We start from the raw sequence: 14,926 nt of genomic DNA on the forward strand, positions 1-14,926 counted from the left end.
AAGCTTTACCAGTGAAGCGCGCGCATATGGGTATGGCTTTTGAACTGATGCGCTTCCATGCGTTGCAGAACGCCACTTAATATCTCAACGGCCGTTGCAATATAAGGCCCCTTATTCAGCATCACGCATTCGGCTCTTTGTGCCATGGCCGCATCGCTGATTTCAGGCCGGGAAATGGTGCCCCTCTTCGCCAAGGATTCCAATACTTGGGTAGCCCAAACCACGGGTACATGAGCCGCCTCGCATAATCTTAAAATTTCATCCTGAATCTCGGCCATCCGCACGCTGCCCAATTCCACCGCCAGATCTCCCCGGGCAATCATGATGCCGATATCGATATTATGAGCCAGCGCCTGAACAATGATTTGCGGCAGTTGGCGCACCGCATCTGCAGTCTCTATTTTCGCTACAATCGGGAGTTCTTTCCTGCCCAAAAAAGAAAGTTTCTCTCTTAAATTCAAGACATCTTCTGGACTTTCGGTAAAGGACAGTCCCACCAGATCGGCATACTGACTGACAAACTGCACATCCTGAAGGTCTTTTTCACTCAAGGTTGGAAGATTCAAAACTGTTTCCGGAAAATTCAGGCCTTTTTCTTCTTTGAGGCGCACCCCTTTAGGTCCGACTTGGGTCACTTGCAACAATAACGCCTGTTCTGATTTTTGTTTAATGATGGTTCCGATTTTTCCATCATCAATCCATAGGCTCTGCCCTACCTCTACCAAGTCAATCACATCGGGATAGGTACAAGTAGCAGCCACCCCAACCGGCACATCAAACTCCTCAAAAAAGCGTTTCGGATTATCGGTTTCCTTGCACAAAACCAGCCAATCCAGATCATGCAATCGCGGAAACTTTTTGGCTGATTGCGCTTTTTTCACGTTTTTTTTACCCGGCATGTAAACCTGACCAGTGCGTATTTTATGCCCGGCCAAATCCATTAGGATTGGGCACTTTCTGTTGTGTTTTTCAGCTACTTGGCGGATGTTGGCGATCATCTGCGTCCACACGGTTTCGTCATCATGCGCACAGTTAATGCGGGCCGCGTCCATGCCCGCCTCCATTAAACTTTCAACCAGGCTGATATCCTCGGCGGCTTCTGTCGGCATGGTCACCATAATGTATTCAGAACGCAGGGAATGAGGCGGGCCGAATAATCTTTGTGCCCGCTGTTTAAGCATGCGATAACCACCATCATAGTCGACACATTGAGAGGCTTCCAAGCTCTCATAATCCGTACAGGAAACCGCTTTAGAAAGGACATCCAACACCGCATCGATATTGTTCATCACATGGGGTTCAACCCGCCCCAAAGAAGAAAGGCCGGCTTGCGCCAAACGCGATTGCAAAGAGTGCAACGCCTCTCGACGCATCACCACATAGTTCAGGACATTCATGATGCTGTACAGTGCATCCTGATGGGTTGATTCTAACGACAGATTTTGAAGTTCACTTTCGGTCCCAGCAATGATCCGTTGCTTCATTTGCATCAAGTCTCGGAACAGCTCGGGAAGAGAGTGACAGCGATAAGGTATATTTTCAGACATGACAACAACCGACTCTAATAAGAATAGAATTCGATTATAGAACCCATAACTCAAGGCTAGTTTGACGCTTTTGTGAAAGACTCATTCAGCTTAGTCACATTTTCCGACAACCCATTAATTTGAATCGCCTTAGAGCCAGGCAGCACCTCGCACGCCACTTGAATCTCCGTATTTTGGAGGAAGCAGTCGGGTACTGACCTCATCACTGAATACCCAGTCCCCCCATAATTCGGGCACCTCGGAATATAGCCGTTTGATGTTCGACATACCGCCACCCAGGACGATCACATCTGGATCCAGCAGGTTGATGACACTCGCCAGCCCTTTCGCCAGCCATAACGAATAATCCCGCATCAGCTTTTCGGCCACCGCATCTCCTTGCTGGCTCAACGCCTCAATTTGCTGTACGGTTTTGGACAGGCCTGTGCGTTTTTGATAATGTGCCTGAACACCGCTGCCGGACAAAAAGGTTTCATTGCAGCCTTTAAGACCGCAATAACACTCCATGAGTTCATCTTCGGCTCTGGTCCACGGTAGCGGATTATGCCCCCACTCGCCGCCTATGGCGTTGATGCCGTTCACAACTTGGCGATTGACGACCACACCGCCGCCGCAACCGGTTCCGATGATCACGCCAAATACCACTTCCGCACCTTTTGCAGCCCCATCAACGGCTTCGGACAAGGCAAAACAGTTGGCGTCATTCGCCAGCCTGACTTCCCGCCTTAAGGCGGTTTGCAAATCGCCCTGCAAATCCTGCCCAATCAACCAGGTGGAATTGGCATTTTTGATTTTCCCCGTCTTATGCGAAACCGAACCGGGAATGCCGACCCCTAGCGATCCTTGTTGCCCCAAAACCTGCTCGGCTTTCTCCACCAGTCGGCAGATGGCGGCGACGGTCGCCGGATAATCACCTCTGGGAGTCGGAACCCGTTTCTGCAATAAGACCTGTCCAGTCTCATCCATAGCGATAATCTCAATTTTAGTTCCGCCTAAATCGATTCCGATACGCATCGGCTTTTCGCCCTCTATCACGACTTGTATAAATACACCGTAAAATCATTGTCCAAATAACCGTCGACCCAGCTGACCCTGTGCGCAAACGACTGACAGTACTCAACTATCTCATTGGGCAAAAAACTTTGCAAATCAGGCCGACTTTGCACCCAAGGATGGCGGCCATCCAATAGATTAAACGCCACACCTTGTCGGCATGCTCTATACATTTGGGCGATCACCGCTTTGGCATAACGCCCTTTATGCTCAGCGGTTCCTTCAATGTCGGTTTCCACCACTTCATTAAGCGCACCGGATAAAAACACATAGTCATAGGCATTTTCAGCGGGATTCAAATCAAATAGGTCACCGGTCTGAACCTGAATGCCCGGATGCTGAAAACGCGCACTCTGCACCATGTCCTCGCTCAAATCGATGCCAAGATAGTCGACATCAAAGCCCTGCTGTTGCAAATAGGTGTTTAAATCGCCAAAGCCGCAACCCACATCCAAAACCGAACAGGCCTGCTGGTTTTGTTTTGAGGATAAAATCTCACACAACTTATGAAAACGGATTTGCTGAATTTCGCGGCTGCTCCAAAACAACGCCTGAGGCTGATAACCGTATTGCTCAATGGAGGCCTTATGACGGGTCTGGATTCTTAAACGTTGTTTGGCGGTTAAATATGGTTCCATCAGACAGTCCATTACAGGGTTTTAAGCCAGGCGATCTCTTCGTCGGAAAAGCCGGCTTCAGATCGCGCCTCGTAATTGAAAGGGCCACGCAGATCGCCGTGAAAATAATGCTCGACGATATGCTGAAATTGGGCAAACGGATTCAAGTCTTGTTGCGCGCACAAATAACGGAACCAGCGTGTCCCCACTTCTACATGACCAATTTCATCACGCAGCAGGATTTTTAGAATTTCAACACCGCGTTTATCGCCGATTGCACGCAACTTCTGAATCATCGGCGGCGTCACATCCAACCCTCTGGCCTCAAGCGTTCTCGGCACCAACGCCATACGAATCAACGGATCATGATCGGTTTCATAAGTGGTCAACCACAAGCCATTATGCGCGGGCATATCGCCGTACTCAAAGCCAAGGTGATTCAGGTGCTCACGGATCATCTGGAAGTGATAGGACTCCTCTCCGGCCACGCCCAACCAGTCGCGGTAGTATTCATAAGGCAAATCTTGAAATCGATAGAGTGCGTCCAAAGCCAGATTGACGGCATTGAATTCAATATGGGCAATGGAATGCATCAAGGAAGCATGCCCTTCTAAAGTTCCCAAACCTCGGCGCGGGAGTTCCTTAGGGGAAACCAAATCAGGCTTCTCGGGACGGCCTGGATCCGGGATACGAACCACCTCATCAGTCGGCGTGAAATCAAATCGGTCTTCGGACCAATCAACCTGCAACTGAGCCAATTTCTGAACTTTCTGATTAAGGTCTTTTTCCATCAGGCAGTCAAAGGCCGCTTCAAATAAATTTTTTTTCATATCGGTATCCAGGGAGAGACGCAGCATTAGCCAAAATGAGGGGCATAAAACTAAAAAAGCCGGTAAAAACCGGCTTTTTATAACTGTACTGGCTGTACAAAATTAACGGTAATAAGCCGCCATGTTGTAACGAGTACCAGTGAATTTTTTAGCATCGATCGCATCAAACAATTTTGCCCATTTTGCACGATCTTCTGGAGTCATCACTGAAGAAGGGTTTAGCCCTTTAGTTTTGTCACCATATTTAGCTTCGATTGCTGCCAACTCTGCCTTACATTCGTCAACAGTTGTCTTTTGCTCGATTTCGCGAGCAGCAGGACCACCGTCTTTCTTAGCTGTAGCAATAACATTTTCTGCATCTGCAACGCACTGGCCATAGGTGTCAGCTGCTTGAACGTTCAAAGATAGTGCTGCGAAAGCAGAAATAAATAAAGCTTTAAGTGTTAAGTTTTTCATTAATAAACTCCGGATTGGTTTGTCTCTATAACGGGTTAATTCTGACGGCATTTAGACTAAATTGCAACCTAAAAAGAGTTAGAAAATAATTAAATGCTTATAAACTTTTTTTATCATTTGATTAAGTTCGATCAAGCAAGCTATTGAGGTTACGTATCGACCAAACAACAAGCAGGAGTATCAGGCTTAAAAACAGCAGTTGGTACAGGCCATGCCACATCATGAACTCTCGCCACTGGGCGCTGGAATGAACCAGTTCGTAGCCAACCGACTCCTTAATCGACTGCATCTTTGGACTCAGGCCAAAATGACTGATCGCCGTGAACATAAACGCCACAACCAGCATCCACAGAGAGTGCAGCCCTCGATACCCGATCCATTTGATCACGAGCAAAACCAGCAGGCCTGTCAACACCACCCAGTTTGCCGAGTGCAATAGCTGCCCAACCAATTTACCGGCTTCCTGATCAGACAGGGTATCAAACAGAAGTGGCGCAACCACATAACCGATCACCGCCAAATAAACCGATAATAGCAAACCCACCGAACAAACTAACAGGCTCAGGCTTCGTTTGAAACGGTATGTGATTGTCATGCCCACTCTCCATAAAACAAAAGCCTGCAAATAAATCATTTACAGGCTTTAGAAACGGCTTAATGTTTATTGAAAACGCAAAACCAGATACCTAGATATATTCAATCTCGACGATTTCATAATCAATATTTCCGCTGGGCGCGGCAACGATGACTTCATCGCCCTCTTCCTTGCCAATCAAGGCACGAGCGATCGGAGAGTTGATTGAAATCTTGTTGGCCGACACGTCCGCCTCTTCATGGCCGACAATCTTATAGGTCACCTCAGCCTCGGTATCCAAATTAAGCACCGTGACGGTGGCACCAAAAACGATTTTTCCATTTGGATTCAACTTGGTCACATCAATGACTTGTGCATGTGCCAGCGTTGCTTCAATCTGCTTGATGCGCGCTTCAACCAAACCCTGCTGTTCACGTGCCGCATGGTATTCGGCATTTTCTTTCAAATCCCCATGTTCACGCGCATCGGCAATGGCTTCCGTAATACGCGGACGTTCTTCTTTTTTCAGTCGGTTTAATTCAACCTGAAGCGCTTCTGCGCCTTCTTTTGTCATGGGATGCTTATCCATACATCTTCTTCCTTAAATAACCTATCTCTAAAAGATCTTTGCATGAACCAAGTTCTTGAACAAAAACCCCTCAAAATAAAACACAAACGCCAAAGCCCATTCTATCCGGACTTTGGCGTCATAAAAAGTTGAAAAGACTTTATTGCAGATCTTGCAGGCGCGTCACCGGCTGATCTTCAAGGAAATCCATGGCCGCCACCATCGCAAACGCACCCGCCATGGTGGTGGTGTAACAGGTTTTGTGCATCAATGCTTCACGACGGATGCTCGATGAATCCTGAATGCTCACGGATCCGTCCGAGGTGTTGACGATCAAAGCGATCTCTTCGTTGACGATGGAATCGACAATGTTAGGACGCCCTTCCGTTACCTTATTGACCACTTCACACTCGACACCCGCTTCTTTGAGCGAACTTGCAGTTCCGCGAGTCGCAACCACCTTGAAACCTTTTGCATTCAAAATCTTGGCTAACTCGATCACGCGCTGTCGATCCGCCTTACGCACACTCAAGAAGGCTGTACCGGACTGAGGCAAGACCGTACCGGCAGCCAATTGGGCTTTTGAATAGGCCTGTGCAAAACTGGCTCCAATCCCCATCACCTCACCGGTCGACTTCATCTCAGGCCCAAGAATCGGATCCACACCCAAGAACTTGATAAACGGGAACACCGCTTCTTTGACCGAATAGTAGCTTGGCGTGACTTCGCTGGTAAAGTCTTGGTCTTCCAGTTTTTGACCGACCATGCAACGTGCAGCAATCTTGGCTAGAGGCTTGCCAATGGCTTTGGATACAAACGGCACGGTACGCGAGGCACGCGGATTGACTTCCAAAACGTAAATCTCATCGCCTTTGATAGCAAACTGGGTATTCATCAAACCGACCACACCCAAGGCTTTGGCCATCTTCTCGACCTGAACGCGAATCTGATCCTGGATCTCTTTGGAGATGCTGTATGGCGGCAAGGAACAAGCCGAATCACCGGAGTGGATACCGGCTTGCTCGATGTGCTCCATAATGCCACCAATGACCACGGATTCGCCGTCGCAAATCGCATCCACATCCAACTCAACCGCGTCGTCCAAGAAACGATCCAGTAGAACCGGTGAGTCGTTGGAAACTTTCACCGCTTCGGTCATATAACGCGACAAGTCGGCATCAGAATAGACGATTTCCATCGCACGTCCACCCAATACGTAAGAAGGGCGCACTACCAACGGATAACCGATCTCGTTCGCCAAAACCAAAGCCTGATCTTCACTGCGTGCAGTACGGTTAGGCGGCTGCTGTAAATCCAGGTTTTGCAGCAACTGCTGGAAACGCTCACGGTCTTCCGCCAAATCAATTGACTCAGGTGATGTCCCCACAATCGGCACCCCGGCCTCTTCCAAAGCTTCGGCCAATTTCAGAGGCGTTTGGCCACCGTACTGAACAATCACCCCTTTAGGTTTCTCGACTTCGACAATCTCCAACACATCTTCCAGCGTCAAAGGCTCAAAATACAGACGATCCGAAGTGTCGTAGTCGGTCGATACGGTTTCCGGATTACAGTTGACCATAATGGTTTCATAACCGTCATCATGCATGGCCATCGCCGCATGCACACAACAATAATCGAATTCGATCCCTTGTCCGATACGGTTCGGTCCGCCACCCAAAACCATGATCTTATCGCGATCGGTCGGGTTGGCTTCGCACTCTTCATCATAGGTCGAATACATATAGGCCGTTGATGTCTCGAATTCAGCGGCACAAGTATCCACACGTTTATAAACCGGGCGGATGTTCAAAGTATGGCGGAATTTGCGAATGAAAGCCGCGTCGGTATTCAGTAGCTGGGCGATACGGTTGTCTGAGAAGCCTTTACGTTTCAACTGACGTAAAGACACCTCATCCAACGCATCCAGACCGCGCTGTTTGACATCGTCTTCCATATCAATCAATTCTTTGATCTGAGCCAGGAACCAAGGGTCGATTTTGGAGCTGTCGAACACATCTTCCAAACTCCAGCCCGCACGGAATGCATCGGCCACATACCACAAACGTTCCGGACCCGGGTTGCGTAATTCTTGACGCAACACATCCTTAACCTCTTTTTCATCCATGGTCGCCAACGGCATGATTTCATCAAAACCGTTCTTGTCGGTTTCCAAACCACGCAAGGCTTTCTGAATCGACTCCTGGAAGTTACGGCCCATTGCCATCACCTCACCCACCGATTTCATTTGGGTGGAGAGACGTTGCTGGGCTTGCGGGAATTTCTCGAACGTAAAACGCGGGATTTTGGTGACCACGTAATCGATGGTCGGCTCAAAAGACGCCGGAGTCGCACCGTTGGTGATGTCGTTCTGCAACTCATCCAGCGTATAACCGACCGCCAGTTTCGCCGCCACCTTAGCGATTGGGAAACCGGTTGCTTTGGAAGCCAAAGCCGAAGAGCGCGACACACGAGGATTCATCTCGATAATGATCATGCGTCCCGTTTCCGGGTTGATGGAGAACTGCACATTGGAACCGCCAGTTTCCACCCCGATTTCACGCAACACCGCCAAAGAGGCGTTACGCATGATCTGATACTCTTTATCGGTTAAGGTTTGCGCCGGCGCAACAGTGATCGAATCACCGGTATGCACCCCCATTGGATCCAGGTTTTCAATGGAACAGACAATAATGGAATTATCATTTTTGTCACGTACCACTTCCATTTCATACTCTTTCCAACCCAGAATCGATTCTTCAATCAACAACTCTTTGGTTGGGGAAAGGTCCAAACCGAATTTACAGATCTGCTCGAATTCATCTTTGTTGTAAGCAATCCCGCCACCTGAGCCTCCGAGAGTAAAGGAAGGACGGATGACCGTCGGGTATCCAACTTGTTTCTGAATTTCCCAAGCCTCTTCCATATTATGCGCGACGGCGGAAACCGGCATGTCCAAACCGATTTTATTCATCGCCTGACGGAAACGGTCACGGTTTTCGGCTTTGTCGATGGCATCAGCATCGGCACCGATCAACTCGACGTTGTATTTCTCAAGAATCCCTTTGTCATGCAGATCCAACGCACAGTTCAATGCGGTCTGCCCGCCCATGGTCGGTAGAATCGCATCCGGACGTTCTTTGGCGATGATGGTTTCAACCGTTTTCCACTCGATGGGTTCGATGTAGGTGGCGTCTGCCAATTCCGGATCGGTCATAATAGTCGCCGGATTGGAGTTCACCAGAATAACGCGGTAACCTTCTTCTTTCAGAGCCTTACAAGCCTGCACCCCAGAATAATCGAATTCGCAGGCCTGACCGATAATAATAGGGCCGGCACCAATGATGAGAATACTTTGAATATCACTTCTTTTTGGCATTTCTAACTTCTTCCTATCTATTATCGTTAAGCTTTTTTATAAGCTTGAATATTGGCTATAAACTGATCAAACAATGGAGCCACGTCATGCGGCCCTGGGCTCGCTTCCGGATGTCCCTGGAAGCTGAATGCCGCTTTATCGGTACGTTGAATCCCTTGCAGAGATCCGTCAAACAAAGATTTGTGGGTTGCACTCAAGTTGGCCGGCAGACTCGATTCGTCAACCGCAAACCCGTGGTTCTGGGAAGTGATCATCACCTTCTTGCTGTCCATATCCTGAACCGGGTGGTTGGCTCCATGATGTCCGAATTTCATTTTCACCGTCTGTGCGCCACTGGCCAAAGCCAACAACTGATGCCCCAGACAAATTCCAAACACTGGGATGTCGGTCTTCAGAATCTCCTGAATGGCTTCGATGGCATAGTCACAGGGTTGCGGATCTCCAGGGCCATTAGACAGAAAAACACCATCTGGATTCAGTGCCAACACCTCTTGGGCTGAGGTTTTGGCAGGCACGACCGTCAGTTTACAACCACGGTCGGCGAGCATGCGCAGGATATTGCGTTTGACGCCATAGTCGAAAGCCACTACATGATAATCCTGGTTTGAGGAGCAATCCTTATGGCCTTCGCCTAATGCCCAGGTACCTTCGGTCCATACATAGGTTTCCGAAGTGGTCACCTCTTTAGCCAGATCCAATCCCTTCAGTCCGCTGAACGCCTTGGCTTTGGCAACCGCATCATCGGCATCGATGTTCTCACCGGCCACGATGACACCCGACTGAGCCCCTTTGTCACGCAGAATGCGCGTCAACTTTCGGGTATCGATGTCGGCGATCGCCACCACGTTCTGTTCTTTCAGGTATTCGGGCAAGCTCTTTTGCGCTCTGAAGTTACTCATCAGTGCCGGACAATCTTTCACCACCAAGCCTTGCGCCATAATGCTCGGCGACTCTTCATCTTCAGCATTAACCCCGACATTACCGATATGCGGGTAAGTCAAAGTCACAATCTGTTTGAAATAGGAAGGATCGGTGAGAATTTCCTGATAACCGGTCAAAGAGGTGTTAAACACCACTTCCCCAACGGTCTCCCCTTCTGCACCCAGTGATGTCCCCCAAAATAGGGTTCCGTCTTCTAAAGCCAGTAAAGCCTGTGTCATGTAATGTGTCCGCCCAAGATAGAATGTCTGTTTTCAAAACCAAAATTCGAAGTAGCTAGCCGCCAGGTAAAAATCGCACATAAAAAAACGGAGCCAGCCCCCTTGCAGGGACTCACTCCGTTTTCTAGTTTGCTAAATGACTTTCAGTCATCTCTGCGAAATACCTCGTAAACAACCACTAAACCGTTAATTTTAGTCGTAGATTTGAATTAGGCGGATTTTACTCGATTAGCGCTTTAATGTCTAGGCTGAAATCAGTCTAAATTCGAACTCTTGAGCCGGATTTGCGTTCTGCCTTTCGAGCACGCCTGCACGTTATTCAAAATTCGATTCATATCGCATGACAAGCATGAGTGATGCCCTCTTTTAGAAGCAAATAGAGAAACTTACCGATTTACACGTTTTTTAGATTCCAAACCGACTTCTATATTAAAAAGTGCTGTCTCTGAGGCAATGAGTTCTTGAACGGATTGACGCATTCCCCTAAAACCAAAAAGCGCCCACATTGGGCGCCTTTTGTATAACAAAAGTATCGAACTTAACGCAGGTTCAATACATCCTGCATATCAAAAAGACCTTTTTTCTTATCTTGAATCCACAAACAGGATCGCGCCGCACCTTTGGCAAACGTCATGCGACTGGACGCTTTGTGGGTGATCTCAACACGTTCTCCTTCCGTGGCAAACAATACCGTATGATCTCCAACAATATCACCGGCACGTACGGTGGCAAACCCGATGGTATTTGGGTCACGTTCGCCGGTAATGCCTTCTCGACCGTAAACCGCACACTCTTTCAAGTTGCGTCCCAAGGTATCGGCGACCACTTCTCCCATTCTCAACGCAGTTCCAGATGGTGCATCCACCTTATGACGATGATGCCCTTCGATCACTTCGATATCGTAACCGTCATTCAGCACTTCAGCCGCTTGCTTCAAAAGCTTCAAACAAAGATTCACGCCCACACTGAAATTGGCTGCAAAAATCACAGCAATTTTTTCTGCCGCTTGATCAATGGCCGCCAATCCGGACTCATCAAAACCGGTTGTACCAATGACAATTTTTTTAGCATTGCGTGCGCACACATCCAAGTTACGGACAGTGGTGGCCGGGGTGGTGAAATCGATCAACACATCAAACTCATCCACCACCGATTCCAAATCACCGACAATGGCCACGCCCAGCTTACCTATTCCCGCCAGTTCCCCTGCATCCGCACCAATCAAGCTGCTCTCGGGACGTTCAATTGCAGCGCTCACCGTCAAACCTTCGACCTGCTCAACTGCAGCAATCAAGTTTTTTCCCATACGTCCGGATGCACCGATAATGGCCACTCTGTATTCACTTTTCACTCTATCATCCTTTCTCTTTTAGTCGGGCAATTAACCGTTCCAAGGGCCATTATCATCTTTTTTGGAAGATTTATCACCCTCGTCATCACCCGTGAAAAAAGATTTCACCGAATCAAAGAAAGAGTGCGATTTGGGGCTGTGCTGTTTGTAATGCTTGCCTTGCAGACTTTCATCAAACTCCTGCAACAACTCTTTCTGGCGTGCCGTCAGCTTCACCGGCGTTTCGATATTCACCTGAACGATCAAATCGCCCACATAAGAGGAACGAACCGACTTCACCCCTTTGCCGCTCAGTTTAAAACGTTGTCCAGATTGCGTCCCTGCCGGCACCTTAAGGCTGGCCTTGCCGCCTAGCGTCGGAACCTCGACCGAACCACCCAATGCCGCGGTAGCGAAACTCAATGGCAACTCGCAGTATAAGCTGTTTCCGTCGCGTTCGAAAATAGGATGCTTTTTAACTCGAATCCGTACATACAAATCGCCACGCGGAGCACCCGGCTCACCAGCCTCACCTTCTCCCTGAAGACGAATACGGTCACCGGTATCGACGCCAGCCGGTATCTTGACCGACAAGGTCTTATTACTATGGGTAAAGCCTTCACCATGACATTTCTTACAAGGCGACTTGATGATATTCCCTTGGCCATGACAAGTCGGACAGGTGCGATTGACCGCAAAAAAGCCCTGCTGCATGCGCACTTGCCCGGCACCATGACAGGTTGGGCAGGTCTCCACATCCGAGCCGGGTTCGGCACCCGTACCATCACAAGCTTCACAGACATCTTTGGTCGGGATACGAATATCCACCGTGGTGCCGGCTACCGCATCTTCCAAAGAAACTTCCAACTCATACTGCAAATCGTTTCCAGGCTGGGGGCCACGTTGTCCACCAAAGCCGCCACCGAACATTTCGCTGAAGATATCACCGAAGGCATCACCAAAACCGCCTCCGCCGAAGCCGCCGCCATGACCGCCCTGACCATCCAGGCCGGCGTGGCCAAACTGGTCATAGGTCGCACGTTTCTGAGAGTCGGATAAAACCTCATAAGCCTCGGAAGCTTCCTTGAAATTATCTTCGGCGCTTTTGTCGTCCGGATTTCGGTCAGGGTGATATTTCATCGCCAATTTGCGATAAGCTTTTTTGATCTCACCTTCGGATGCGGTCTTAGCGACCCCCAGAACTTCGTAATAATCTCTTTTGCTCATAGTATCTTCGTGTTTATACAACTTAAATTGAAATTAACATTCAAAAAGCGCTTCTTGAAAACCGACAGGCCTGCTGATTTTGTCGTGAGGCCACAACGTCTTTTTGAATGTTAACTTGGTTAAAAAAATCTCGCCCAGTTTCAGGCGGCGAATAGAAAAACGGGCCACTCAAGTGAGTCGCCCGCCTATTAATCACGACGCATTATAACGAGATACGTCGTTTAATGATTACTTTTTAGAATCATCCACTTCTTCAAACTCGGCATCAACGATGTCGTCATCAGTGTCCTTTGCAGACCCCTGCTGTTCCGCTTCGGCACCACCGGCTTGTTGCTGAGCTTGCGCTTTCTGAGCGATGGATTGACTCGCTTCCATCAATTTCTGAGTTTTCTCTTCGATAACCGCTTTGTCATCGCCTTTGATCGCTTCTTCAAGCTCGGTAATGGCCGCTTCAACCGCTTCTTTTTCAGCCGCGTCCACAGAATCACCTGCATCCGTTACCATCTTGCGAGTGGCATGAACCATCGCATCCGCCTGGTTGCGTGCTTCAACCAACTCTTTCATTTTGGCATCTTCCGCCGCATGCGCTTCGGCATCCTTGATCATCGCTTCCACTTCATCTTCTGAAAGACCAGAAGAGGCTTGAATAGTGATGTGCTGTTCTTTACCAGAGTTCTTGTCTTTTGCAGACACATTCAAGATACCGTTGGCATCGATGTCGAAGGTCACTTCGATCTGAGGCATGCCGCGAGGAGCCGGTGGAATCTCATCCAGGTTGAACTGACCTAGAGACTTGTTGCCAGAAGACATTTCTCGCTCACCTTGAAGCACGTGAATGGTCACCGCAGACTGGTTGTCTTCAGCCGTTGAGAACACCTGAGACTTACGAGTCGGAATCGTGGTGTTTTTCTCAATCAACTTGGTCATCACGCCACCCATGGTCTCGATCCCTAGAGACAGAGGAGTCACGTCAAGAAGCAATACATCGTTTACATCACCAGACAAGACACCACCTTGAATCGCCGCACCCATCGCAACCGCTTCATCCGGGTTGACGTCTTTACGAGGTTCTTTACCGAAAAACTCTTTAACCGCAGCCTGAACCATCGGCACACGCGTTGAACCACCGACCAAAATCACATCGTCGATTTCAGAAGCGGAAAGACCCGCATCTTTAAGCGCTGTTTTACATGGATCGATTGAACGCTTAACCAAGGCTTCGATCAATGATTCAAACTTGGCGCGGGTAATTTTCATATTCAAGTGCTTAGGACCGGTTGCATCTGCCGTGACATATGGCAAATTGATATCGGTCTGTTCACGAGAAGACAGTTCAATTTTGGCTTTTTCAGCCGCTTCACGCACACGCTGTAAAGCCAACTTGTCCAATTTAAGATCCACGTTCTGATCTTTTTTGAACTCTTCCGCGATATAGTCGACGATGACGTTATCGAAGTCTTCACCACCCAGGAAGGTGTCACCATTGGTTGAAAGCACTTCAACCTGCTTCTCACCGTCCAGGTCGGCCACTTCGATGATCGAGATATCAAATGTACCCCCACCCAAGTCATAGACCGCGATTTTGCTGTCTGCAGTAACTTTATCCATGCCGTAAGCCAAGGCGGCCGCAGTCGGTTCATTGATGATACGCTTCACTTCAAGCCCGGCGATCTTACCGGCATCTTTGGTCGCCTGACGCTGTGCATCATTGAAGTAAGCCGGAACGGTGATGACCGCTTCCGTCACTTCATGACCCAGATAATCTTCCGCCGTCTTTTTCATTTTCATCAAAGTGCGTGCCGATACTTCCTGAGGGGACAATTTCTTATCACCTACCTGAACCCAAGCGTCACCGTTATCCGCTGCGACGATTTCATAAGGCACCATACCTTTGTCTTTGGCCACAACCGCATCATCGGCACGACGACCGATCAAACGTTTGATTGCGAACAAGGTGTTGGTCGGATTGGTCACCGCCTGGCGTTTGGCCGAATCCCCAACCAAAACTTCTCCATCAGCCGTGTAAGCTACGATTGAAGGGGTCGTACGTGCACCTTCCGCATTAGGAATGACCTTGACTTCTTTGCCTTCCATGACCGCCACACAAGAGTTGGTGGTTCCTAAATCAATACCGATAATTTTTGCCATTTGCATTTTCTCCAGAATATTTCTTTAAAACTTTTTAACC

At 48.8% G+C, this 14,926-nt stretch carries 12 protein-coding genes; all 12 read right to left on the reverse strand.

Going from position 1 to position 14,926, the window contains the following annotated elements; genetic code table 11:
- Positions 1-5: 5 nt before the first annotated feature.
- The 12 genes from B076_RS0107595 to dnaK all read right to left on the reverse strand — a co-directional run bounded on the left by B076_RS0107595 (position 6) and on the right by dnaK (position 14,886).
- Positions 6-1,547, reverse strand: a complete 1,542-nt coding sequence (locus B076_RS0107595) for a pyruvate kinase (RefSeq protein WP_051347245.1) — start codon at positions 1,545-1,547, stop codon at positions 6-8.
- Positions 1,548-1,676: 129 nt separating this feature from the next.
- The gene (locus B076_RS0107600; RefSeq protein WP_028486779.1) at positions 1,677-2,561 is read right to left on the reverse strand and encodes an ROK family protein; all 885 of its coding nucleotides are present in this window, start codon (positions 2,559-2,561) and stop codon (positions 1,677-1,679) included.
- Positions 2,562-2,578: 17 nt separating this feature from the next.
- Positions 2,579-3,238 carry a class I SAM-dependent methyltransferase gene (locus B076_RS0107605; RefSeq protein WP_038150953.1) on the reverse strand — a complete coding sequence of 220 codons (660 nt, stop codon included), beginning with the start codon at positions 3,236-3,238 and terminating at the stop codon, positions 2,579-2,581.
- A gap of 11 nt (positions 3,239-3,249) precedes the next feature.
- A complete protein-coding gene (locus tag B076_RS0107610) occupies positions 3,250-4,008 on the reverse strand; it encodes a ferritin-like domain-containing protein (protein WP_038150955.1) in 759 nt (252 codons plus the stop codon).
- 141 nt (positions 4,009-4,149) lie between these two features.
- Positions 4,150-4,503: a hypothetical protein gene (locus tag B076_RS0107615; RefSeq protein WP_028486782.1), complete on the reverse strand. Its 354-nt coding sequence runs from the start codon at positions 4,501-4,503 to the stop codon at positions 4,150-4,152.
- A 121-nt stretch (positions 4,504-4,624) separates the two neighbouring features.
- Entirely contained in the window at positions 4,625-5,098 is a 474-nt protein-coding gene (locus B076_RS0107620; RefSeq protein WP_157753538.1) for a DUF4149 domain-containing protein, read from the reverse strand.
- A gap of 91 nt (positions 5,099-5,189) precedes the next feature.
- Positions 5,190-5,666, reverse strand: coding sequence for a transcription elongation factor GreA (greA, locus tag B076_RS0107625; protein WP_028486784.1), 477 nt, complete (start codon positions 5,664-5,666; stop codon positions 5,190-5,192).
- Positions 5,667-5,805: 139 nt separating this feature from the next.
- Positions 5,806-9,021, reverse strand: coding sequence for a carbamoyl-phosphate synthase large subunit (gene carB / locus B076_RS0107630; RefSeq protein ID WP_028486785.1), 3,216 nt, complete (start codon positions 9,019-9,021; stop codon positions 5,806-5,808).
- Positions 9,022-9,047: 26 nt separating this feature from the next.
- Entirely contained in the window at positions 9,048-10,181 is a 1,134-nt protein-coding gene (gene carA, locus B076_RS0107635; protein WP_028486786.1) for a glutamine-hydrolyzing carbamoyl-phosphate synthase small subunit, read from the reverse strand.
- 538 nt (positions 10,182-10,719) lie between these two features.
- Entirely contained in the window at positions 10,720-11,532 is an 813-nt protein-coding gene (gene dapB / locus B076_RS0107640; RefSeq protein ID WP_028486787.1) for a 4-hydroxy-tetrahydrodipicolinate reductase, read from the reverse strand.
- A 30-nt stretch (positions 11,533-11,562) separates the two neighbouring features.
- On the reverse strand, positions 11,563-12,738 hold the full coding sequence (gene dnaJ / locus B076_RS0107645; protein WP_028486788.1) for a molecular chaperone DnaJ: 1,176 nt from the start codon (positions 12,736-12,738) through the stop codon (positions 11,563-11,565).
- 228 nt (positions 12,739-12,966) lie between these two features.
- Positions 12,967-14,886 (reverse strand): molecular chaperone DnaK, encoded by a 1,920-nt coding sequence (dnaK, locus tag B076_RS0107655; RefSeq protein ID WP_028486789.1) that lies wholly within the window; start codon positions 14,884-14,886, stop codon positions 12,967-12,969.
- Positions 14,887-14,926: the final 40 nt, after the last annotated feature.

This window comes from Thiomicrorhabdus chilensis DSM 12352 (genome assembly GCF_000483485.1).
GTDB lineage: Bacteria > Pseudomonadota > Gammaproteobacteria > Thiomicrospirales > Thiomicrospiraceae > Thiomicrorhabdus > Thiomicrorhabdus chilensis.